This is a genomic window from Micromonospora sp. NPDC005172, from assembly GCF_040608555.1.
Taxonomy (GTDB): domain Bacteria; phylum Actinomycetota; class Actinomycetes; order Mycobacteriales; family Micromonosporaceae; genus Micromonospora.
Genome location: NZ_JBEXIL010000003.1, coordinates 186,611 through 207,946 on the forward strand (window position 1 = coordinate 186,611; position 21,336 = coordinate 207,946).

Consider the following 21,336-nt stretch of genomic DNA (forward strand, 5'->3'; position numbering starts at 1 on the left):
TCACGCGACACGCCCGCCGCACGTACCGTTCGCGAAAGCGCCCACCAGTGGAGGCCGGGACATGGAGAGCCGACTCAAGGTGCTGGGTCACCCAGTCCATCCGATGCTTGTCATGTTCCCGGTCGCGTTGCTGGTCACGGCGGTGCTCTTCGACATCATCGACACCGTTGGCGGGCCCGACTTCCTCGGCGAGGTCGCGTACTGGAACATCACCGTCGGGTTGATCGGCGGCCTGCTCGCCGCGGCGGCCGGCTCGTTCGACCTGCTGGCGATTCCGACCGGCACCCGTGCGAAGCGGGTGGGTCTGCTGCACGCGGGCGCGAACGTCGCGGTGATCCTGCTCTTCGCCGCCGTCTGGGCGGTGCGGCTCAACGCCGACTCGCGGGCCGCCGGTGGCGCGCTCATCGCCATCGAGATCGTCGCGGTGGCGATTCTCGGCATCAGCGCCTGGCTCGGTGGCGAGCTGGTCGACCGGCTCGGTGTGGGCGTCGACCGCGACGCCGATCTGAACGCGCCCAGCTCACTGCGACCCACCACCCAGCGGATCGGAGACGCGCGATGAGCGAGCAGCAGGCCGGTGGTTTCGGCCGGGGATGGCGCAGCCGGCAGCAGGGCTGGGACCCGATGGGCGAGTTGCAGTCGCTGCGTGCCGAGCTGAGCCGGTTGGTCGGCGGCCGGGCCGGGGCGTCCGACGTCGAGCTGACCGAGACCGCCGACGGCTGGCAGGTCGTCGTGCGGCTGCCCGGCGTCGCGCCCGAGGAGGTCGCCGTCGAGCTGGACGACCGTGAGCTGTGCGTGCGGGCCCGCTCCGAGGCGGAGGTCAACGCCGACCAGGGCATCCCCGGCGGTTTCGAGACGCGCGGTTTCGAGTACCGCGTCGACCTGCCGTCGCGGGTCGACCCGGAGGGCATCGACGCGGTGATGGACCATGGACTGCTGCGGGTCCACCTGCCCCGGGCGGCGCGACCGACGCCGCGCACCATCACCGTCGGCCGCACCGGGCCGCGCTCCGGCGGCCTGTCCGGGGGTACGCCGGTGCCGGCCGACCCCGCTGCGGACCGGGAGCTGCACCACCCGGACACCGCCGGCGAGATCGACCGGCCGTAGCGGGCCGCGTGGTCACCCCGTCCCTGCTCGGCCCGACGGCCGGGCGAGTCGACAACGTGCGGCGGATCGCGGTGCTGCGCGCCAACGCCCTTGGCGACTTCATCTTCGTGCTACCGGCGTTGGACGCGCTGCGTGCCGCGTACCCCTCGGCGGAGATCGTGTTGCTCGGTGCGCCGTGGCACGCGAAGCTCTGGCGCGACCGGCCCGGCCCGGTGGACCGGGTGCTGGTGGTGCCGCCGGGCCCGGGCATCCGCGAGCCGGAGGCGGACGAGTCGCCGTCGACGATGGACGACTTCGTGGCGGCGGCCCGTGCCGAGGGCTTCGACCTGGCGGTGCAGATCCACGGCGGGGGCGCCAACTCGAACCCGTTGATCAGCCGCCTCGGTGCCCGGGTGACCGTGGGGCTGCGCGCCGAGGACGCGCCGCCGTTGGACCGGTGGGTCCGCTACGTGTACTACCAGCACGAGGTGATCCGTTACCTGGAGACGGTGGCCCTGGTGGGCGCTCCGGCGACCACGATCGTGCCGACGCTGGCGGTCACCGACGCCGACCGGGCGGAGGCGGAGCGGGTGCTCGGTCCGCCTGACCGACCCCGGGTGGCGTTGCATCCCGGTGCCAGCGACACCCGGCGACGCTGGCCGGCCGAACGGTTCGCCGAGGTGGCGGACGCCTTGCACGACGACGGCTACGAGGTGCTGGTGACCGGTACGCCGTCGGAGCGGGAGGTGGTGGACCGGGTGGTCGCGGCGGCCGGAGTGCCGGTACGGCCGCAGGTGGGCACGCTCAGCCTCGGCGCGTTGGCCGGCTGCTACGCCGACTGTGCGCTCGTCGTCTCGAACGACACCGGTCCGCTGCACCTGGCCGCCGCGGTGGGCGCTCCCACGGTGGGCATCTTCTGGGTCGGCAACCTGATCAACACGGCGAACCCGCTGCGGGGCCGGCACCGGCCGATCGCTTCCTGGATGGTGCACTGCCCGGTCTGCGGCGTGGACTGCACGCCGGGCATCTACCCGCACCGGCCGGGCGACGGCGAGTGCCCGCACCGCGACTCGTTCGTCACGGACGTCCCCGTGGCCGAGGTGCGGGAAGCGGCCCGCGAACTGCTCAACCCGTAGTCAGGCCCTCGTCGGCGAGGACGACCTCCCACGCCTCCACGTCCCGCTCGGTGACCGTGGTGGGCGTCTCCAGGTGGTACGCGCCGCTGGGCAGGATGCCCGCCCCGCCGTGCCGGGCCAGCACCGCGAGCTGGGCGGCCACGTCCTCACCCTGGTGTCTCTCCTGCACCCGACGCCAGAAGTCGAACCCGCCGGAGTCGAGGAGCTTGGCACGGTCGTAGAGCACACACCCGCCGATCCAGGACACCTTGTACGCCCGCCACCCGCCCGGCGGAAGCCCCACGGCGGACGTGACGTGCAGCAGGTTGGCCGCCGAGTGGATCCGGGCGCGGTCCCATTCGAGGGTGCCCGGACGCACCCGCTCCGGGACGGGCGGCCCGGTCCACTCCTCGTAGTGCCCGTGCGTGTCCGGCCGTACGTCGTCGGTGTACGACAGGCCGTGCACACCGTTGCCGACGAACCCGCAGCCCAGCTCCCCGATCGCGGTGACCAGCCGGCGCAGCGCCCCGGGCTCGAGCCAGACGTCGTCGTCGAGGTTGAGCACGTACCGGGCGGCCGACGCGGCGAGCAGGTACGCGCGGTGCTCGGCCAGGCCCCGGCGGGGCAGCCGACGGGTCAGCAGCACCGGGTGGCCGCCGTGCCGCAGCGCCCGGACCATGGTGGCCGCCGCGGGGTGGGCGTACGCCGGCTCGGAGTCGGACTGGTCACTGACCACCACGCCGAAGCCGGGCACCCCCTCCTGCGCGGCGAGCCCGGCCAGGGTGACCGCCAGTTCGGTGGGCCGGTTACGGGTCGGGATCAGCACGTCGACCAGCCGGTCGGCGCGGAACTCCGCCGGGGTGCCGAGGTCGAGGGGCCGGTTCACGACGACTGGGTGCGGGTGCTCAGCGACGGGTCGGAGGCGTACGACGACGGGTCCTGACCGTGTGACCGGATTCGCTCGATGATCGCGGAGGTGGACCGGTCCGGCACGTACCCGAGGGTGCGCACCTGGCCGCCCAGCCGCCGCACCAGCGGCGCTTCCGGGACCAGCTCCGGTGGGTAGTCCCCGCCCTTGACGTAGACGTCCGGCCGGACCGCCTCGATCAGCGCGGCGGGCGAGTCCTCCTCGAACACCACCACGTGGTCCACGCAGGACAGCGCCGCCAGGAGGGTGCCACGGTCCTCGACCGGGTTGACCGGCCGGTCCGGACCCTTGAGCCGGCGGACGCTGCCGTCCGAGTTGACCGCCACGATGAGCAGGTCACCCAGGGCGCGAGCCTGCTCCAGGTAGCGCACGTGCCCGGGGTGCAGCACGTCGAAGCAGCCGTTGGTGAACACCACCGACCGTCCCGCCTCGCGGTGTTCGGCGACGATCGCGTCCAACTCGTCGGTGCCGACCACGGCCGGGTGCCCGGTGGCCTCCGGCGGCATGTCGAGGGCGGCGAGCAGGTCCTCGCGCAGGCATACGCAGGTGCCGGTGTCGGAGACCGTGATGGTGGCCGCGAGCTGGGCGAGCTGCGCGGCGGTGGGCAGGGGCGCGGCGGCGGCCAGGGCCAGGGTCATCGCCGCCAGGTACGCGTCTCCCGCCCCCACGGCGTGACTCGCCGGCACCGGCGTGCTGTGGCTGCGCCGCCGCTCGCCGTCCGCGCCGCCGACCACCGCACCGTCGGTGTCCAGGGTCACCGCGACGACGTCGGCGCCCGTGTGGGCGTGCAGTTCGGCCAGGCGCGACTCGGCCAGCACGGCCCGGTCCACGCCCGCGCCGGCCTCGGTGTTCACGGTGACGCCGGTGCCGGTGACGCTGAGACCGTCGCCGGTGAGGGCCACCCGACTCTCGCCCGGCGTGGGCTCGCCGACCGGACCGGGTCGGTCGTCGGCGCGGGCCCCGCCCGGGGCTGCCCCGACGCTCAGCTCGGACGGCCCGTCGGCCGGATCGTTGTCGGGGTGTTCCAGGTGCAGGTCGGCACCGGACGTCGGACGGGTCGCGCCACCGGCGCGGGCCAGCAGCCGGGTGGCCTCGGCGAAACTCGGGGTGACGACTGTCGGCGCGAGCCCCCGCCAGTCGGCGAGGTCGTGGGCGTCCAGCGCCACCGTGGCGTACCGCTCGCGGTGCTCGACCAGCCACGCGCGGACCGGCGCGGGCAGTGCTCCCAGACCGTAGTCGCAGACCACCAGCGTGGGCGCCTCGCCGCCGGCGGCGGCGCGCAGCTCCTCGGTGGCGCAGTCCAGCGCCGTGAGCAGCCGGGTCACGCCCTCCGGGTCGAGCGCGTCGTCCGGGTCGCCGGAGTCCTCCCGGAGCAGGATCTGGTTGCCGGCCAGCATCCGCCGCTTCACGGGGGTGGGCCTGCCGGGTTGGTTGACGGTACGGTCCCAGACGCCCGCCCGGTCCAGACAGTCGTGCAGTTCGTCTCCGGCCACGTCGGCGCCGACCGGCGCGACCAGGACGGCCCGACCGCCGAGGGTGGCGACGTTGACCGCGGTGTTCGCGGCCCCGCCGGCTGCGGAGATCCGCCGGCGCAGGGTCAGGACCGGGGCGGGCGCCTCCCGGCAGAGCCGGTCGGAATCGGCGAACCGCCACTCGTCCAGCATGGCGTCACCGACGATCAGGACGGGACGCCCGAGCCAGCTCTCCACGACGGTGGCGAGCCTGCGCTGTTCCGCTGCTGCTCCTGCCATGCCTCCCCGGGTCCCCAGCGGCCCTCGGGACAAACCTGGGCCGCTGGCGTGATGCCCGTCGTGGGGTGTTTCGGTCGGTAGGGCGCGGGAAGGACATTGACGTACCTCCGAGAGGAGATGTACCGAGATGGCAGCGACATTGCAGGGCAAGAGGATCGCCTTCCTGGCCGCCGACGGCGTCGAGGAGGTCGAGTACGTCCAGCCGCGCGAGGCGGTCGAGAACGCTGGCGCGACGGCCGAGCTGGTTTCGCTCAAGCCCGGTTCCATCCAGTCCTTCAACCACCTCGACCAGTCCAAGACGTACGACGTCGACGTCACCGCGGACAAGGCGGACGCCGCCGGATACGACGCGCTGGTGCTCCCCGGCGGTGTGGCGAACCCGGACTTCCTGCGGTCGGACCCGGACGCGGTGCGGTTCGTGAAGGCGTTCTTCGACGCTGGCAAGCCGGTCGGGGTGATCTGCCACGGCCCGTGGACGCTGATCGAGGCGGACGTGGTCCGAGGCCGACGGATCACCTCCTAACCCCTCCCCCCACGCCCCCTCCCCCTCCCCTCCCCTCCCGACCCCGCTTCACCCCGTTGATCATGAAGTTATTGCCGTCGAGTTCGGCGTGTCAGGGCAATAACTTCATGATCAACGCCGATATGGGCGCGGGTTGCGTGCATGTTCTGGGGTGTGGCGGATAGAAGGACGTATGACTGCCGACGCCTCCGCTGCACCGGTGTTGAACCGCCAGCAGATCAGACTCCTCATGCTGGGCCTGATGACCGGCATGCTGCTCGCCGCCCTCGACCAGACGATCGTCGGTACGGCCCTGCCGACGATCGTCGGTGAGCTGGGCGGCATCAACCACTATTCGTGGGTGGTCACGGCGTACCTGCTCGCCTCGACCGCCTCGACGCCCCTGTACGGCAAGATGGCCGACCTGTACGGGCGTCGCCCGGTCTTCCTCTTCTCGATCGGCACGTTCCTGCTCGGGTCGCTGCTCGCCGGGCTGTCGCAGAACATGACCCAGCTGATCATCACGCGAGGTATCCAGGGTCTCGGTGCCGGCGGCCTGCTGACGCTGGCGTTCACGATCATCTCGGACGTGGTCTCACCCCGGGAGAGAGGCCGCTACCAGGGCCTCTTCGGGGCGGTGTTCGGCATCGCGTCGGTGGCCGGCCCGCTGGTCGGTGGATACTTCGCCGAGACCGACTGGCGATGGATCTTCTACATCAACGTGCCGCTGGCGATCCTGGCCATCGTGGTCTGCTACCACGTGATGCGGCTGATCCCGTTCGAGCGCCGGGACCACGCGATCGACTGGCTCGGCGCCGGCCTGCTGGTGGCCGGGGTGAGCAGCCTCCTGCTCGCGCTGAGCTGGGGCGGCAACGAGTACCCGTGGGGTTCCGGGTTGATCATCGGTCTCTTCGTCGCCGGTGCGGTGCTGGCCGCGCTCTTCGTGCTCCAGGAGGCGCGGGTCGCCGAGCCGATCCTGCCGCTGCGGCTGTTTCGCAGCGCCACCTTCGCCCTGGCCAACTCGGCCGGCTTCGTGCTCGGTCTGGTGATGTTCGGGTCGATCATCTTCATCCCGCTGTACCTCCAGATCGTCAAGGGCGCCTCGCCGACCCGCAGCGGTCTGCTGATGCTGCCGATGATGGCGGGCATCATCGTCACCTCGATCGTCACCGGTCGGGCGATGAGCCGGATCGGCCGCTACAAGTGGTTCCCGGTGGCCGGGGCGGCGACCCTGCTGGTCGGCATGCTGCTGTTCACCCGGTTGCAGGTGGGTACGTCGCTCTGGGTGGCGTTCGGTTTCATGGTGGTGATCGGCGTCGGCCTCGGCCTGTGCATGCAGTCGCTCGTCCTCGCGGTGCAGAACGCGGTCTCCGTCCGGGACCTGGGTGCCGGCACCTCGTCGGCGACGTTCTTCCGGTCGCTGGGTGGTTCGTTCGGGGTGGCGATCCTCGGCACGGTGCTCTCGTCGCGGCTCAACTCGCAGCTCGCCGACCGGCTGCCCGGTGCGATCGCCCAGCTCCCACCGGAGCAGCGGGCCGCGGTGGCGGCGAGTGGCGGCACGAACATCTCGATCAACGACCCCGCGACGATCATGGCGCTGCCCGGTGCCGTCCGGGCCGCCATCCAGGCGTCGTTCGTGGAGTCGCTGCACCTGGTCTTCCTGACCGCAGGGCTCGTCGCCATCGTGGCGGTGCTGGTGACCCTGGCGATGCCCAACAGCGAGTTGCGGGGTGCCGGCCCGCAGGGTGCCAAGGGCGGGGCCGACCCGCTCGGCGGCGAGGCGCCGGCACCGGGCGGCAAGCCGCTGACCCGCGAGTCCAAGGAAGAGGCCGCCGCCGACATGGAGGCCAAGTCCCAGACGATGATCTGACCGCGCGTTCGCCCGGGCCTCTCCGCCAGGGCGGGCAACTCCCGAATGAGCGTGATGCCTCTCAGTCATCTTGATGACTGAGAGGCATCACGCTCATCAGCAGATCCGCACCCGATTCAGCCGTATCAGAGCTACTTCTTGAACATCACCGAAGCGGCGTCCGCCAGCAGGACGCCACCGCCGCGCTACTTGAGGATCAGCCGGTTCGTCTTCTCGAAGACGTCCAGATCGGCAAGGGTCTCCAGGACCGATGCGGAGAGTGGGGCGGGGAAGCGGTCGCGGGCGAAGAAGCCCGCGTCGGTGGTCTCGTCGGTGACCCGGGTGAGCTGCCCGTCCCAGTCCTCCACCTTGAACGCCGTGGTGAAGACCTGGTACGTGTGCCCGTACATGTTGGTGCTGGTCCGGTCCGGGCCGGTGTAGAGGGCGAACGCGCAGACCCGTAGCGCCCGCAGTCCGGTCTCCTCGCGGACCTCGCGTACCGCGCAGTCGGCGATGGACTCGCCCAACTCCATCGCCCCGGCGGGCATGGCCCACTGGCCGTTGTCGGAGCGCTGGATCAGCAGGATGCGCCCCACGTTGTCACTGACCACGGCACGGGCGCCGACGAACATCAGCGTCCGGTCCCCAGCCAGCGCGCGTAACTGCCCCACGTACGAGTCGGCCCAAGAGATGCTCACCCGCGACAATTTACGGGGGTTCCCAACGTGTGACCGCCGACACTAGCTTGTTACCCATGCGTAGCACGATGATGGACGCCCCCCTGCAGGTCTCGCGGATCCTCGATCACGGCGCAGGGGTGCATGGCACGGCCGAGGTGGTCACCTGGACGGGCGCCGAGCCCCGCCGGATGACGTACGCCGAGGTGGGCCGAGTGGCGGCCCGGCTGGCCCACGCGCTGCGCGACGAGTGCGGGGTGACCGGCGACGAGCGCGTCGCCACCTTCATGTGGAACAACAACGAGCATCTGGTGGCCTACTTCGCGGTGCCGAGCATGGGCGCGGTACTGCACACGCTCAACATCCGGCTCTTCCCCGACCAGGTCGTGTACATCGCCAACCACGCGCAGGACCGGGTGGTGCTCGTCGACAGCACGCTCATACCGCTGCTGGCCCGGGTGATCGGCGAGTTGGCCACCGTGCGGCACGTGGTGGTGGTCGGCGGTGGCGATCCGACGCCGCTGGAGGAGGCGGCCGGCGACCGGATCACCGTGCACCACTGGGACGCGCTGCTCGCCGACCGGCCCGACGTGTACGACTGGCCGGAGGTGGACGAGCGGGATGCCGCGGCGCTCTGCTACACGTCCGGCACCACCGGCAACCCCAAGGGTGTCGCCTACTCGCACCGGTCCATCTACCTGCACTCGTTGCAGGTCTGCATGCCGGAGGGCTTCGGTCTCGGACCGACCGACCGGGAGCTGGCCATCGTGCCGATGTTCCACGCCATGTCGTGGGGTCTGCCGTACGCGGCGTTCCTCTCCGGCGCGTCACTGATCATGCCGGACCGGTTCCTCCAGGCCGCGCCGATCGCCGAGATGATCGCCGCCGAGCAGCCCACCCTGGCCGGCGCGGTGCCGACCATCTGGACCGACCTGCTGGCCTACCTGGACGGCCACGACGTGGACACCTCGTCGCTCACCGAGGTGATCGTCGGCGGGTCGGCCTGTCCGCCGGCGCTGATGCACGCGTTCGACGAGCGGCACGGGATCGACGTCATCCACGCCTGGGGGATGACGGAGATGTCGCCGCTGGGGTCGGTTTCGCGTCCGCCCGCCGGGGTGTCCGGCGACGAGGCGTGGCGCTACCGCTACACGCAGGGCCGCGTGCCGGCCGGCGTGCAGGCGCGGATCGTCGGGCCGTCGGGCGAGCCGCTGCCCGCCGACGGCACGGCCGTGGGCGAGCTGGAGGTCCGTGGGCCGTGGGTGACCGCCCGGTACGTCGGTGAGGACGCCCCTGATCCGGAGAAGTTCCGCGACGGCTGGCTGCGCACCGGCGACGTGGGCACGCTCTCCACCGACGGGTACATCACGCTGACCGACCGCGCGAAGGACGTGATCAAGTCCGGCGGGGAGTGGATCTCGTCGGTGGAGCTGGAGAACGCGCTGATGGGTCACCCGGCCGTACTGGAGGCCTGCGTGGTGGGCGTACCGGACGAGCGGTGGGACGAGCGGCCACTGGCGACCGTGGTGGTCCGGGAGGGCGCCTCGGTGACCGCCGAGGAGCTGCGGGACTTCCTGGCCGGCTCGGTGGCACGCTGGCAGTTGCCCGAGCGGTGGGCGTTCATCGACACGGTGCCGAAGACCAGCGTGGGCAAGTTCGACAAGAAAGTCGTCCGTTCGCGGTACGCCGAAGGTGAGCTCAGTGTCCGGGAGCTGACAGCACCGTAACGTTTCAACGGGCACCGTCGCCTATGGGCAGAGGAGTACTCCTGACATTCCTCCCCAGAGGGCGGCCCCGGCGTTCGCACCGCGCCGGGGCCGCCCGCTCCATGCGGGTGACCCCGCACCGTCATTGTTGCGAAAATTGTTCGCCTCTGTCCCGGTGACGGGGAAATCGGGTGTCCGTCGACCCGTTCAGGCGTCGCTGGTGGAGATCAGCACCTTGCCGACCGCCGAGTCCTCGACCGCCTGGTGCGCCGCAGCGGTGTCGGCGAGCGGGTAGCGGTGCAGCGGCAGGCCGGCATCCGCGCCCACCCGGATGCCGCCCTGGTTGGCGGCCGCCGCCACGTCGACCACGCCCTGCGCCTTGGCCGCCTTCGGCTCGGTGTAGACCAGCACGAACTGCCACCGGGCGTTCACCACGTACAGCGGTCGGATCGGGAGCGTCATCTCGGTTCCGCCGTTGTCGGCGTACACGCAGACCGCCCCGCCGTTGCGGATCATCTGCGCGTCCATCGCCGAGTTCTTCGCCGGGGCGACCTCCACGATCGTGTGGACCCCGTCGGGGGCGATCTTGCCGACCTCCTCGACCACGTCCTGCTCGCGATAGTTGATCACGTACGAGGCGCCGGCCGCCGCCGCTAGCTGCGCCTTCTCGGCACTGCTCACCGTGGCGATCACCGTGGCGTCGGCCCAGCGGGCGAGCTGGATCGCCGCGTTGCCGACCGCGCCCGCGCCGCCCTGCACCAGCACGACGTGGTCGGCCAGCGCGCCGACGCGCAACGCGTCCGGCATGAACTCGCCGGCCGTCAGACAGCGGTGTGCGGTGAGGAACGGAATGCCCAGGCTGGCACCCAGCTCGAACGAGGCGTCGCCCAGCGGCACCGCCTGCCGGACCGGCACCAGCGTGTACTCCGCGCTGGTGCCCCACTGCCGCTGCCAGGCCGCCTCCCAGATCCAGACCCGCTCGCCGATCAGCTCACGGTCGACGCCCTCGCCGACCGCCTCGACGACGCCCGCGCCGTCCTGCCCCGGGATCTGCCACCCGTCCGGCGGGAAGGCCCGCCGCGACTTCCAGTCCGTCGGGTTTACGCCCGACACCGCCATCCGGACCAGCACCTCGCCCGCACCCGGCTCGGGCACCGGCCGATCCACCAGCCCCAGCACCGACGGGTCGCCGGTGCGCTCGTACACGATGGCCTTCATCAGTGATCCCCTCGCTGGCCGGCGCGGCACGCCGCCGGCGTGCCGTCTGCTGCGGTACCCCGCACCGTTCCCGTCATGCCAAACCGTCCACCAGCTCGGGGGTCAACTCACCGACCGACCCGAGCGTCACGGCCGCGAGCCCGGCGGCGTCCGGATCGAGGGGGTACGACCCGTGCGGCACCGCCACCACCCGCATCCCCGCCGCCGCGGCGGAACGCACGCCGTTGGACGAGTCCTCCACGGCCGCGCAGCGGGCCGGGTCGACGCCGAGGCGCTGCGCCACGCTCAGGTACACGTCCGGTGCCGGCTTTCCCCGCTCGGTCTCCTCGGTGGACAGGGTCGCGCCGAACGCGTCGGTCAGGCCGGTGGCGTCCAGCGCCGCCGCGATCAGCCGCGTCGGCGACGAACTGGCCAACCCGAGCGGCCACCGCGCGGCCAACCGGCGCACCACGGCGTCGGCGCCGTCGATCAGCGGCACGTGCTCCCGGTAGCGCTGCGCCATCTCCCGCACCACCTCGTGGGCGACCTGCTCGGCGGTGCGCCGCACGCCCAACTCGCCGCTGAGGTAGTGCGCCCACTCGCCGGTGCTCATGCCCATCAACCGGCGCTGGGTGTCGGGCTGCCACGTGCCACCGTGTGCCGCCACGTACGCCCGCCGGACCTCCTCCCACACCGGTTCGGAATCCACGATCACGCCGTCCAGGTCGAAGACCACCGCATCCACCACGCGCCCATCCTGCCCGACGGAGGGGCCGCCGGTCAGGCGGCCAGCGCGGGCAGCCCGATCGGGCTGTCGGGCGGGATCACCCCGTGGCAGGCCCGGGCCATCGGCTCCAGCAGGTCACGCAGGCGTCCGGTGTCGTCCGGGCCGAGCGCCCGCCACGGATGCCCGGCGGCCAGGTCGGTGGCGTCCTCGATCGCCTGGAACCCGGCACGGCCGGCTTCGGTGGGCGTGCCGTCCCCGGCCAGCCAGCCGCGCCGCGTCAGCCGTTCCCGGGCGGCCCGCCACTGCTCCTCGGACCAGCCCCGCCCGAGCAGGCTCTGGGCCGACATGTCCCCCGCCACGCGCCAGGCCAGCGTCTCCACCGGGTCCAGGCCGGCGGCCACCAGGGCGGCGATGTGCCCGTCACCCCGTAGTTCGCGCAGCGTGGTGGCGGCCTGCCAGAGCCGGGCCAGGGGGTACTCCCCGACCGGCAGCGCCGCGTTGGCCGCGCCGAGCACCCGACCGGCGGTCTGCGCTGCCGAGGCGGCCCGCTCCAACAGGTCGGCGGCCTCGGCCAGGTGCCCCTCGGGCAGTTCGTAGGTCAGCTCCGCGAGGGCCTGCACCGCGCCGGTGAGCCGGGCGCGCAGCGCCTCCTGCGGAGCGGCGAGCTGCCAGATCGCCGGCAGCGCCCGGCTCACCATCGGCGGTGCGAAGCTGAAGAACGCGGCGATCACCGGAGGCGCCTCGGCGGCGCCCAGCGGCGCGGTACGGCCGGCGAAGTAGCCCCGCCAGTAGCCGCGTAACCCGACAGCCTCGTACGCGGCGCGGGCCCGGGGGTGAAAGTAGGTGACCGCGTGCACCGGCTCGAAGTACGTCCACATCACCCGGGCGGTCCGCCCCGGCTCGTCCAGCGCCGTCACACGCACCTCCGCCGTTCCGCGTCCGCATGGTCACCCCGGACGGCGGGCCGTCCGGGGTGACGCCGAACCTACTGCCGGAGGGTGACGGGCAGGAAGCCCCATGTGAACAACACCATCGCGCCGCGGCGACAAGCGGGACGATCCGGGCGGGTCACTGGGCGGCGAGCACGTCCACCACGAAGCGCAGCGGACCGGTCGGACGACCGCCGGCCTTGGCCTCGTCGTTGCCGTACGCCAGCTCGCCCGGGATGTCGAGCTGCACACGGCTGCCCACGGTCACGCCCACCAGACCCTGGTCCCAGCCGGGGATGACCTGGCCCACACCGATCGGGAAGGTGGCCGGCTGACCGGCGTTCCAGGACGAGTCGAACTCCTTGCCGTCCTTGTAGAAGACGCCCACGTAGTTGGTGGTGATGTTCTGCCCCTTCTTGACCGCCGGGCCGGTGCCCTTGATCACCGGGGTGACCGTGAGCTTCTTGAGCTCGCCGGTGCCCGCCTTCACCGTCGGCTTGGTGCCCAGCGCCGGGTCGGAGCCCTCGGGCAGCTGCGGTGCGGGCGGCGCGGTGGGGGCGTCCGGGGCCGCGGCGGAGGCGGACGGGCTGGCGCCGGAGGCGGTGGAGGGCTTGTCGTCCCGGTTGCTGTCGATCCAGACGAAACCGCCGATCAGCAGCGCCATCACGGCGACACCGGCGAGCCCACCGGCCCACGCCTGGCGGCGGCGCTTGGCCTCGGCCGCCTTCTGCGCCGCCAGTTGGGCGGCCAGCCGCCGCCCCGCCTTCGTCGCCGGGCTCTGGCCCTCCGACCGGTTCTCCTGCGTGCGCTCGCTCACGTCGTCGACTCCCTGCTGCGAAGGTGTGGCCGGCACCCGGTGCCGGGGGGAAAGCCGACGCACACGGTACCCGCCCAGCGGCCCGCCGTGCCCGCCCCGGACGCCTCGGATCGCCCAGGAGCACCTTCGCCGGGGCGTTACTCCGGGATGACCATGAAGTCGGTCACGAACGAGGTGGGCCGCCCGTCGGCGGTCCGGCCGATCCAGGTGCCGTAGCAGCCGTCCCCCCAACCCGTGGACACGGTGACGACGTTCGCGCCGGTGGCCTCGTCGAGGACGGCCGTGATCAGCCCCGGAACCGGTGACGACGGCAGCTCGGCGGGGATGAAGACGTCCTCGATCCGCTCCTCGTCCCAGTTCTCCAGGGCGGCGAGCGCGGTCGGGTCGGCCAGGGTGCCGGCTCCGGCGTCCACGCCGTACCCGAAGTAGTCGTCGGCACCGAGCGCGGCGACGTCCTGGTCGCCCACGATGGCGGGCTCCCAGCGGGTCGTCGGCTCGTCCGAGATCACCAGTTCCAGCGCGGCGACCCGCCGGTCCACCTCGGCGTCCTCCCGCAGCACCACGGCCACCCAGGCGCGGGCGCGGTACCGCCCCGGCGTCACCTCGACCGTGTACGGCTCGGCCTCCGGGCAGACCAGCGGATCGCATCCGACGACCCGCCCGGTCGGCAGGACGACGTCGCCCACCGGGTGGGGCTCGACGAGGTACGCGCCGTGCTGGTCGGTGAAGCGCGCCCCGGGCGTCAACAACCGGTCCAGGTCAGGGGTGTACGGCATGGGTCTCCTCCGGTGGCCGACGGCCGGCGGAGCGTACCCGGTGCGGCGGACACCGGCGGTGCCGCGTACCTCAGGCGCTCTTGCGGGGTGTGGTCTTGCGCGCTGCGGTCTTCTTCGCGGGCTCGGCCTTCTTCGCGGGGGTCTTCTTGGCGGCGGTCTTCTTCGCCGGCTCGGCCGCCTTCTTCTCGGCGGTCTTCTTCGTCGCGGCCTGCTTCGCGGGCGCCTTGGCGGCCTTCTTCTCGGCGGCCTTCTGCGCCGAGCGGGCTGACGAGATGGGCGTCGGTTCGCCGCTGCCCCCTCGGGAGGGCTGCTCGCCGCGGGCCGCCCGGGCTCGGTCGACCGATGCCTTCAGCGCGGCCATCAGATCCACTGCCGCGGCCGGGGCCTGCTCGGCCTCCTCCGGCTGTACGACCTCCCGACCCTCCACCTTGGCGTCGATGACCTCCTGCAACGCGGCCCGGTAGTCGTCGGTGAAGACGTCCGGCTCGAACTCGCCGGTCATCGAGTCGATCAGGGAGCTGGCCATCGCCAGCTCCGGGGGACGGACCTTCAGGTCCTCGTCGAGGAATCCGAAGTCGGGGTTACGGATCTCGTCCGGCCAGAGCATGGTGTTGAGCAGCAGCACACCCTCGCGGACCCGCAGCGTGGCGAGTTGCTCGCGCTGGCGCAGCGCCACCTTGACGATGGCCACCCGCTCCGAGTCGAGAAGCGCGTCGCGCAGCAGCACGTACGGCTTGGTGGCGGTGCCCTCCGGCTCCAGGAAGTACGCCTTGTTGTAGAGGATCGGGTCGACCTGCTCGGCGGGGACGAACTCCAGCACGTCGATCGCCCGGGAGCTGGTCAGCGGCAGGTCGGCGAAGTCCTCGTCGGTGAGGATCACCATCTCGCCGCCGCCGATGTCGTAGCCCTTGGCGATGTCGTCGTAGGTGACCTCCTCGCCGCAGACCGAGCAGGTGCGCTTGTAGCGGATGCGCCCGCCGTCCTCGCGGTGCACCTGGTGGAACCGAATGTCCTTCTCCTCGGTGGCGGAGTAGAGCTTCACCCCGATCGAGACGAGCCCGAACGACACGGCTCCCTTCCAGATGGCACGCATCCTGCGCTCCCTTCCCCGGTATCGACCATGCTCGCATCCGGAAGAACCTGACGCGAGGTGTTCGGCCTGCTACTACAGTCGGGTCGTGCCCGGCGCGCCGCTCAAGCCGATGCTCGCGATGACCGGGCCGCTCCCGGCGGGTGACGGCTGGGCGTACGAGTTCAAGTGGGACGGCGTCCGTGCGCTCGCCGACATCTCCGGCGGAGCCCAGCACCTGTATGCCCGCTCCGGCGTGGAGATCACCGCCGCCTACCCGGAGCTGGCCACCCTGCCCGAGCAGGTCGACGACGCGCTGCTCGACGGCGAGGTGGTGCTGCTCGGCGAGGGTGGGCAGCCGTCGTTCACGGCGCTGGCCGAGCGGATGCACGTGCGGGACCGCAACAAGGCGGCCCGGCTGGCGGCGGTCATGCCGGTCACGTACATGATCTTCGACCTGCTGCGGCTGAACGGCGACGACCTGACGGGTTGGCCGTACGAGCGCCGCCGGGAGGCCCTGGACGCGCTCGCGCTCGGCGGCGCGCGGTGGGCGGTGCCGCCGATGTTCGCCGACGGTCCGGCGACGTACGAGGCGGCCGGCGAGCACGGCCTGGAGGGGGTGATGGCCAAGCGTGTCGGCGCGGTCTACCGCCCCGGGGTGCGTTCCTCCGACTGGGTGAAGGTCAAGCTGGAGGTGACCGGCGACTTCGTGATCGGGGGCTGGCGGCCGGGCGCGCGGCGCATCGGCGGGCTCCTGGTCGGGGTGCCCGGCGCGGACGGTCGGCTGATCTACCGAGGTCGGGTCGGTGGCGGGATCGGGGCGGCCATCGAACGGCAGCTCCTCGCCGAGTTGGAGCCACTGCGCTCGGGCGCGTCACCGTTCGCGCCCGGGGTGCCGCGCGAGGATGCCCGGGGCGCCATCTGGGTAGAACCACGGGTGGTGGTGGAGGTGAAGTACGGCCAGCGCACTCCCGACGGCCGGCTGCGCTTCCCCCGGGTGCTGCGCCTGCGCCCGGACAAGCCGCCGGAGGAGGTCGACGATGCCGGCTGAGAAGCTGCGGGTGGACGTCGAGGGCCGCGCGCTTGAGCTGTCCAACCTGGACAAGGTGCTCTATCCGGCGGTCGGCTTCACCAAGGGCGAGGTGATCGACTACTACACCCGGATCTCGCCGGTGCTGCTGCCGCACCTGGCCGACCGGCCGGTCACCCGCATCCGCTTTCCCAACGGGGTCGACGACAAGTCCTTCTTCGAGAAGAACAAACCGGCCGCGACCCCGGACTGGGTACGCGTCGAGACGCTGCCCGCGCCCGGGTCGACCAAGGGCCGGGAGACCATCGACTACGTGGTCGCCGACGACCTGCCCACCCTGGTCTGGCTGGCCAACCTCGCCGCGCTGGAACTGCACACGCCCCAGTGGAAGGTCGACGAGAACCCGGACATGATGGTGGTCGACCTGGACCCGGGGCCGCCAGCCGGGCTCGCCGAGTGCTGCCCGGTCGCCGTGCTGATGCGTGACCGGCTCGCCGACGACGGCATCGACTCGTACCCGAAGACGTCCGGCAAGAAGGGCATGCAGCTCTGCTGCCCGATCGCCGGCACCCAGTCCGCCGACGACGTGTCCGCCTACGCGCGTCGGGTCGCCCAGGAGCTGGAGAAGGCCCACCCGAAGCTGATCGTGTCGAAGATGGCGAAGAACCTCCGCCCCGGCAAGGTCTTCATCGACTGGAGCCAGAACAACGCGGCGAAGACCACCGTCGCGCCGTACTCTCTGCGCGCCCAGCGGACGCCGTCGGTCTCGACGCCGCTGACGTGGGACGAGGTCGAGGCCGGCGCGCGCGGCCGGAAACCAGCCGTCCGCCAGTTCACCGCCGCCGAGGTCTTGGACCGGGTCGAGGAGTACGGCGACCTGCTGGCCGCGCTCCTCGATGGCGGCCCGGAACTGCCCGGCGGACGCTAGCCCAGCCCGGTCATTCGGGTCGCCCACAGGTGCGCGACCGGCACCGTCGCCACCTGTCGCTCAGTGTGATCGCCTCCGCTGCCCCCGCCCACCTTGCTCGACCCCTTTGCTCTGCTTCAACCGAGGAAACACCGGCGTCTACCTGCTGTTCCGCATCTTTGGCGAGAATGAGCGCCCAGGTGTGCCCGCACGGAGCGTGTGTGTTTCCTTGGCTGAAGCAGAGCAAAGGACGCGAAGGTGGGGCGGCCCCGCACGTGCAAGTCGCGGTATGCGGCCCACCGCCGACCGAGATCAGCGTGCCGCCTCCGCCGCCCCTGCCGCCCCTGCCGGATGGGCTGGGACGAGCGACCGGGCCAGCCTGGCGTAGCTGTCGCCTCCGTGGCCCGCCGCGATGGCCCGTTCGATGATCGATTGCACGGCCTGTAGTGGCGCGGGGTCGACACCGCGCACGGCTGCGGCGTCGCGGACGTGCGCGACCGCTGAGCCCGCCGACGCGATGCTGGAGATGTCGGCGGCAAAGGACCCGGACGTGAGTTGATCGGCGAACCGGTCGGCCATGTCGGGCAACAAGCCACCGATTCCTCTGGCGAAGCGAGCCAACGCGGTCGGGGCAATCCCTTCGGTCATGGCCAGGGCGAAGGCGTGCGCGAGCCCGCCGACGGACATGGTGAACAGGTCGAGCAGAGCCATCTCGTACGCTGCTGCCGTCCCGGCATCCGCGCCGAGGTAGGCGTTGGTGCCACCGAAGCTCTCCAGCCAGGGAAGGCTCTCGTCGAAAAGGGTTCGCGAACCGCTGTAGAGGATTGTCGCGGCCGCTGTCCCGATGGTCGGCGCGGGCGTCAGGATGGCGCCGTCCAGGTAGTTGACATTCCGCTGCGCCGCCCAGCCCGCCATGTCCCGCGCCTCGGCGGCGTGCCCGCTGCTGAGATTGACGAACGTCCCGCTCGGCGGTCGTTCGAGCCCCGACAGGATGGCGCGGACCGCCTCGTAGTTGATGACGCAGGCGATGACGACAGATGCCCGGTCTGCGGCTTCGGCCACCGTCGGAGCGAATATCGTCCCCTGGGCCACCAACGCGGCCGCCTTGGCGGGTGAGCGGTTCCAGAGCACGGTGGGGTGGCCGGCGGCGAGCGACGCAGCGGCCAGCGCCCGGCCCATCGGGCCGAGCCCCAGGACGGCGACGGCGGCGGATTGATCGTCCAGGTTGCGGTGTGTCACAGCGACGACGCTAAACCTTTACGTTGACGTGAAGGTCAAGCCCTGATCTGCTGTCGGTGTGCGGATCAGCGAACTGGCGCGGGAGGCCGGCACCACCCCACGCGCCCTGCGCTACTACGAGGAGCAGGGCCTGTTGCGACCGGTCCGTCTCGCCAGCGGCTACCGTCACTACGACCCCCAGGCGCTGCGGGTGGTGCGGCACATCCAACTGTTGTTATCCGCCGGCTTGAACACCGCAGCGATCGCGGAGATCCTTCCCTGCATCCCGGATGACGCCACCGTGTTGGCTCCCACCTGCCCCGAGCTCCTCGACGCTCTCGCGGTGGAGCGCGATCGGATCACCACGTCCATCGACCAGCTTGCCGGTGCTCGCGCGGTTCTGGACCGGCTCATCCAGGCCGGCGCCCGGGCCCGCGACCAGTTCTGAACACCGTCCGGCCTGTGAAGGGTGGCCGCCGCGACAACCTTCTGCGGGGTCGCCGCGTGGTAGGGGCGTGACCGACCAACAGAAACCCCTGTCCGCGACGGACCGGTCCTACGTCGCGTTCGTCGAGGTGGCGTGGGAGCGACATATCCGGCTGGCCATGCTGCTCTGCGGCGACCGGTGGCGGGCCGAGGAGTTGCTCCAGGACAGCCTGGTCCGGGTCTACGAGCGGTGGCGGCGGCTGTCCCGGCTCGACGACCCGCACGCCTATCTGCGCCGGGCGCTGGTCAACAACCACACCTCGGTCTGGCGGCGACGCCGACGCGAGAGCCTCGTCGCGGACGTCCCCGACCGGGCCGCCCCGGGCGACGGTGGCGACCCCGACGCCGACGTCCTGCGCCGGGCGCTGCTGGCGCTGCCGGCGAAGCAACGCGCGGTGGTGGTGCTGCGCCACTACGAGGACCTGAGTGAGCGCGAGGTCGCCCAGGTGCTGGGCTGCTCGCTGGGGACGGTCAAGAGCCAGAACGCCCGCGCACTGGGCACGTTGCGACACCTCCTGGACAACTCCTTCGACTCGGTGAGCAGGTGACAGTCATGAACGACATCGACGACCGTCTGGTACGCGGACTGCACGACCTCGTGGACGGCGAACCGGATTCCGCCCCGGACGTGCGGGCGCTGATCGAGCGCGGCCGGCAGGGTCGCCGCCGCCGGGCCACCGCATTGGCCGGTACGACCTGCGCACTGCTGGCGTTGGGCGTCGGCACCGCCGTCACCGTGACGACGAACGCCCCACCCGAGCGCCCCGGCGTCACCGCCCAGGCCGCACAGCCGGTCCCGCCGGCGCTGCGCCTGGTCTCGGCGGCCACCGCCAGCGAGAACATCAGCTACCGGATGCGCCTCACCAACTCGGGCCCGGGTGGGCTGACGTACGAGGGTGCGTTCGACCCGAGGACCGCCACCGGGTACGTCCGCGTGCCGCACGACGACTCCATCCAGGTCGAGCTGCTGATCGACGGCACCCGCTACGAGGGCGCGGAACGGCCGCAGGGCGAGCTGCCGCCCGAGAAGGGGCCGGGCGAGACGTACGGCCGCTACGGGCAGTACCCCGGTAGGTACGACCGCCTCTCGCTGCAGGGCGACGGGAATGCCGTGCTGGGCGCCGCCGCACCCGACCCGGCCGCCCTGTTCGCGGCGCTGAGGAGCGCGAACGCGACGGTCACCGAGAACCCGGACGGCACCCTGCACTTCGCGTACACGACGGCGGATCGGGACGGGTCGACCAGCACGGCCGGGGACGTCACGCTGGACCGCGACAGCCGGATCGCGATGGTGGCGCTCACCTTCAGCTGGCAGTCGACGGCGAAGGGTCGACTGGACCAGGGGACGAGCACCTCGACGCTTCAACTGTTCGACTACGGCGTCCCGGTGCAGGTCGAACGCCCGACCGACATCGTCATGATGTCGAAGTAGCGGCGGTTGGCCCGGCGTCCACGCTTGTGGACGCCGGGCCGGACGTGGCAGGGCGCAGCCGCCACCACGCGCCGCAGACCAGGGCCACGGTGACGACGGTGACCGCGACGTCGCCGGCCAGGGCCGCCGCCGGGCTCGCCGGGGAGTAGGGCGGCACCAGGTACGCGAAGGCGGCGGCGCTGACCACGTTCGCCGAGGCGGCGGCGAGTACGTGCCGCTGCCCCCAGCGCGCGCCCCTCGACCAGTACGCGACAAGTGCGCCGACCGCCGCCGCGAGTGCCAGCGCGACGAGCACCCCTGCCCAGCCGGGCGTCACGTCGGTGAAGAAATGGGCGAGGAACACCAGCAGGCCGACCCAGAGCGGGTGCGGCACCCGGCGGGCGCGGCGGGGGTGGGTACGACGCCAGCGGGGCAGTAGGGCCGCCGCGACCAGGGCGAGGACGACCGCCGTGGCGAAGGCCAGTTGCAGGGGGCTGGCCAGGAAGTTCTTGCGACCCTCGGGCGAGGCGAAGACCAGCAGGCTGCCGAGCAGGTAGAGCACCCCGACCACGGCCAGCCCGGGTCGCCCGAGCCACGGCTGGCGTCGCCGCTTCGCGCCGAGGAACGACTCGACGAACACGATCGGCGCGCAGATAGTCAGCAGGATGTGGTTGCCCACGTAGTCGTACGCCTGCCGGAGGCTGAACCCGAGCCCCGGCACCAGCGACGCCTCGGCGGCGGCTCGGGTGTCGGCGTACTGCGTGTCGTCGAGGTAGCCGGGGTTGAACAGCGACTGGTCCACCAGACCGGCCTGGAGAACCCCGAACGCGGCGGCGAGCAGCACGATCGTCGGCCATCCCGCGCCGAGGCGTCGGGCGGTCTCCCGGATCAGGATCGCGGCCCCGCCGTACATCGGGCCCAAGGCGATGATCACCGGGAGGAAGTCGTCGATGGCGAAGCCGCCCCACGAGCACTCGGCCGCCCAGGGCGCGAGCAGCAGCAACGCCACCACCGGCACGAGCCGTCGGCGCAGCGGCGGACGGTCGGCGAGGTCGGGGGCGGCCTGCGGCGCGCCGGAGTTGTCGGCGGAATCGTGTTCGGTCGGCACGGACGCTCCTCGGCGGCTCGGTCGGGGGTCACCCGTACCGTGCGTGG

21 protein-coding genes and 1 pseudogene are annotated in these 21,336 nt (G+C 72.0%); 11 read left to right on the plus strand and 11 right to left on the minus strand.

Annotated features, from left to right (window positions below; genetic code table 11):
* Positions 1-61 precede the first annotated feature (61 nt).
* Genes ABZV06_RS03560 through ABZV06_RS03570 form a run of 3 tightly spaced genes read left to right on the plus strand, consistent with a single transcriptional unit; the run spans position 62 to position 2,222 of the window.
* Entirely contained in the window at positions 62-562 is a 501-nt protein-coding gene (locus tag ABZV06_RS03560) for a DUF2231 domain-containing protein (RefSeq protein ID WP_355235410.1), read from the plus strand.
* A complete protein-coding gene (locus ABZV06_RS03565; RefSeq protein WP_355235407.1) occupies positions 559-1,107 on the plus strand; it encodes an Hsp20/alpha crystallin family protein in 549 nt (182 codons plus the stop codon). Before ABZV06_RS03560 ends, ABZV06_RS03565 begins: the two co-directional genes overlap by 4 nt.
* Before the next feature lie 8 nt (positions 1,108-1,115).
* On the plus strand, positions 1,116-2,222 hold the full coding sequence (locus tag ABZV06_RS03570) for a glycosyltransferase family 9 protein (RefSeq protein ID WP_355618295.1): 1,107 nt from the start codon (positions 1,116-1,118) through the stop codon (positions 2,220-2,222).
* On the opposite strand, the gene ABZV06_RS03575 is transcribed toward ABZV06_RS03570, so the two are convergent.
* Together ABZV06_RS03575 and rfaE2 are read right to left on the minus strand one after the other, a co-directional pair.
* Complete coding sequence (locus ABZV06_RS03575) at positions 2,212-3,087, minus strand: glycosyltransferase family A protein (RefSeq protein WP_355235401.1); 876 nt, start codon at positions 3,085-3,087, stop codon at positions 2,212-2,214. The two genes, ABZV06_RS03570 and ABZV06_RS03575, sit on opposite strands and share 11 nt — an antisense overlap.
* Complete coding sequence (rfaE2, locus tag ABZV06_RS03580) at positions 3,084-4,880, minus strand: D-glycero-beta-D-manno-heptose 1-phosphate adenylyltransferase (RefSeq protein WP_355618298.1); 1,797 nt, start codon at positions 4,878-4,880, stop codon at positions 3,084-3,086. Before rfaE2 ends, ABZV06_RS03575 begins: the two co-directional genes overlap by 4 nt.
* Positions 4,881-5,007: 127 nt before the next feature.
* On the opposite strand from rfaE2, the pseudogene ABZV06_RS03585 reads away from it, so the two are divergent.
* Both ABZV06_RS03585 and ABZV06_RS03590 read left to right on the plus strand, forming a co-directional pair.
* Positions 5,008-5,400 (plus strand): annotated as a pseudogene (locus ABZV06_RS03585) (DJ-1/PfpI family protein); the annotation flags it as partial.
* A gap of 175 nt (positions 5,401-5,575) precedes the next feature.
* Positions 5,576-7,252, plus strand: a complete 1,677-nt coding sequence (locus ABZV06_RS03590) for an MDR family MFS transporter (RefSeq protein WP_355235395.1) — start codon at positions 5,576-5,578, stop codon at positions 7,250-7,252.
* A gap of 185 nt (positions 7,253-7,437) precedes the next feature.
* Here the strand turns inward: ABZV06_RS03590 and ABZV06_RS03595 are convergent, their stop codons facing one another.
* The gene (locus tag ABZV06_RS03595; RefSeq protein WP_355235393.1) at positions 7,438-7,929 is read right to left on the minus strand and encodes an NUDIX domain-containing protein; all 492 of its coding nucleotides are present in this window, start codon (positions 7,927-7,929) and stop codon (positions 7,438-7,440) included.
* 71 nt (positions 7,930-8,000) lie between these two features.
* On the opposite strand from ABZV06_RS03595, the gene ABZV06_RS03600 reads away from it, so the two are divergent.
* Positions 8,001-9,635 carry a fatty acid--CoA ligase gene (locus ABZV06_RS03600; protein ID WP_355235764.1) on the plus strand — a complete coding sequence of 545 codons (1,635 nt, stop codon included), beginning with the start codon at positions 8,001-8,003 and terminating at the stop codon, positions 9,633-9,635.
* A 186-nt stretch (positions 9,636-9,821) separates the two neighbouring features.
* Here the strand turns inward: ABZV06_RS03600 and ABZV06_RS03605 are convergent, their stop codons facing one another.
* From ABZV06_RS03605 to ABZV06_RS03630, 6 genes are all read right to left on the minus strand, one after another.
* Positions 9,822-10,832 carry an NADPH:quinone reductase gene (locus tag ABZV06_RS03605; protein WP_355618301.1) on the minus strand — a complete coding sequence of 337 codons (1,011 nt, stop codon included), beginning with the start codon at positions 10,830-10,832 and terminating at the stop codon, positions 9,822-9,824.
* A 73-nt stretch (positions 10,833-10,905) separates the two neighbouring features.
* On the minus strand, positions 10,906-11,559 hold the full coding sequence (locus ABZV06_RS03610) for an HAD family phosphatase (RefSeq protein ID WP_355235387.1): 654 nt from the start codon (positions 11,557-11,559) through the stop codon (positions 10,906-10,908).
* Between the two features lie 32 nt (positions 11,560-11,591).
* Positions 11,592-12,416 (minus strand): hypothetical protein, encoded by an 825-nt coding sequence (locus ABZV06_RS03615; protein WP_355618413.1) that lies wholly within the window; start codon positions 12,414-12,416, stop codon positions 11,592-11,594.
* A gap of 190 nt (positions 12,417-12,606) precedes the next feature.
* Positions 12,607-13,320, minus strand: a complete 714-nt coding sequence (locus ABZV06_RS03620) for an FKBP-type peptidyl-prolyl cis-trans isomerase (protein WP_355235758.1) — start codon at positions 13,318-13,320, stop codon at positions 12,607-12,609.
* A gap of 101 nt (positions 13,321-13,421) precedes the next feature.
* Positions 13,422-14,060 carry a DUF4241 domain-containing protein gene (locus tag ABZV06_RS03625; RefSeq protein WP_355235384.1) on the minus strand — a complete coding sequence of 213 codons (639 nt, stop codon included), beginning with the start codon at positions 14,058-14,060 and terminating at the stop codon, positions 13,422-13,424.
* A 70-nt stretch (positions 14,061-14,130) separates the two neighbouring features.
* A complete protein-coding gene (locus ABZV06_RS03630; RefSeq protein WP_355618304.1) occupies positions 14,131-15,153 on the minus strand; it encodes a Ku protein in 1,023 nt (340 codons plus the stop codon).
* 85 nt (positions 15,154-15,238) lie between these two features.
* Between ABZV06_RS03630 and ligD (ABZV06_RS03635) the strand changes: the two genes are divergently transcribed.
* Positions 15,239-16,180 (plus strand): non-homologous end-joining DNA ligase, encoded by a 942-nt coding sequence (gene ligD / locus ABZV06_RS03635; protein WP_355618306.1) that lies wholly within the window; start codon positions 15,239-15,241, stop codon positions 16,178-16,180.
* Positions 16,170-17,087: a non-homologous end-joining DNA ligase gene (ligD, locus tag ABZV06_RS03640; protein ID WP_355618309.1), complete on the plus strand. Its 918-nt coding sequence runs from the start codon at positions 16,170-16,172 to the stop codon at positions 17,085-17,087. Before ligD (ABZV06_RS03635) ends, ligD (ABZV06_RS03640) begins: the two co-directional genes overlap by 11 nt.
* Before the next feature lie 291 nt (positions 17,088-17,378).
* Here the strand turns inward: ligD (ABZV06_RS03640) and ABZV06_RS03645 are convergent, their stop codons facing one another.
* Positions 17,379-18,305, minus strand: coding sequence for an NAD(P)-binding domain-containing protein (locus ABZV06_RS03645; protein WP_355618312.1), 927 nt, complete (start codon positions 18,303-18,305; stop codon positions 17,379-17,381).
* A 58-nt stretch (positions 18,306-18,363) separates the two neighbouring features.
* On the opposite strand from ABZV06_RS03645, the gene ABZV06_RS03650 reads away from it, so the two are divergent.
* From ABZV06_RS03650 to ABZV06_RS03660, 3 genes are all read left to right on the plus strand, one after another.
* Positions 18,364-18,732 carry a MerR family transcriptional regulator gene (locus ABZV06_RS03650; RefSeq protein ID WP_355618315.1) on the plus strand — a complete coding sequence of 123 codons (369 nt, stop codon included), beginning with the start codon at positions 18,364-18,366 and terminating at the stop codon, positions 18,730-18,732.
* A gap of 88 nt (positions 18,733-18,820) precedes the next feature.
* Positions 18,821-19,318, plus strand: coding sequence for a SigE family RNA polymerase sigma factor (locus ABZV06_RS03655; RefSeq protein WP_355618416.1), 498 nt, complete (start codon positions 18,821-18,823; stop codon positions 19,316-19,318).
* A gap of 5 nt (positions 19,319-19,323) precedes the next feature.
* Positions 19,324-20,202, plus strand: coding sequence for a hypothetical protein (locus ABZV06_RS03660; RefSeq protein ID WP_355618317.1), 879 nt, complete (start codon positions 19,324-19,326; stop codon positions 20,200-20,202).
* Here ABZV06_RS03660 and ABZV06_RS03665 read toward each other — a convergent pair.
* Positions 20,186-21,289: a hypothetical protein gene (locus ABZV06_RS03665; RefSeq protein WP_355618320.1), complete on the minus strand. Its 1,104-nt coding sequence runs from the start codon at positions 21,287-21,289 to the stop codon at positions 20,186-20,188. The genes ABZV06_RS03660 and ABZV06_RS03665 overlap by 17 nt on opposite strands.
* Positions 21,290-21,336: the final 47 nt, after the last annotated feature.

What these genes read in the sequence shown, in the direction of transcription:
- ABZV06_RS03600 (WP_355235764.1), top strand. Translation starts at nt 8,001, where the DNA reads ATGGACGCCCCCCTGCAGGTCTCGCGGATCCTCGATCACGGCGCAGGG.
- ABZV06_RS03660 (WP_355618317.1), top strand. Translation starts at nt 19,324, where the DNA reads ATGAACGACATCGACGACCGTCTGGTACGCGGACTGCACGACCTCGTG.
- ligD (WP_355618309.1), top strand. Translation starts at nt 16,170, where the DNA reads ATGCCGGCTGAGAAGCTGCGGGTGGACGTCGAGGGCCGCGCGCTTGAG.
- ABZV06_RS03590 (WP_355235395.1), top strand. Translation starts at nt 5,576, where the DNA reads ATGACTGCCGACGCCTCCGCTGCACCGGTGTTGAACCGCCAGCAGATC.
- ABZV06_RS03565 (WP_355235407.1), top strand. Translation starts at nt 559, where the DNA reads ATGAGCGAGCAGCAGGCCGGTGGTTTCGGCCGGGGATGGCGCAGCCGG.
- ABZV06_RS03630 (WP_355618304.1), bottom strand. Translation starts at nt 15,153, where the DNA reads ATGCGTGCCATCTGGAAGGGAGCCGTGTCGTTCGGGCTCGTCTCGATC.
- ABZV06_RS03560 (WP_355235410.1), top strand. Translation starts at nt 62, where the DNA reads ATGGAGAGCCGACTCAAGGTGCTGGGTCACCCAGTCCATCCGATGCTT.
- rfaE2 (WP_355618298.1), bottom strand. Translation starts at nt 4,880, where the DNA reads ATGGCAGGAGCAGCAGCGGAACAGCGCAGGCTCGCCACCGTCGTGGAG.
- ABZV06_RS03615 (WP_355618413.1), bottom strand. Translation starts at nt 12,416, where the DNA reads ATGTGGACGTACTTCGAGCCGGTGCACGCGGTCACCTACTTTCACCCC.
- ABZV06_RS03625 (WP_355235384.1), bottom strand. Translation starts at nt 14,060, where the DNA reads ATGCCGTACACCCCTGACCTGGACCGGTTGTTGACGCCCGGGGCGCGC.
- ABZV06_RS03605 (WP_355618301.1), bottom strand. Translation starts at nt 10,832, where the DNA reads ATGAAGGCCATCGTGTACGAGCGCACCGGCGACCCGTCGGTGCTGGGG.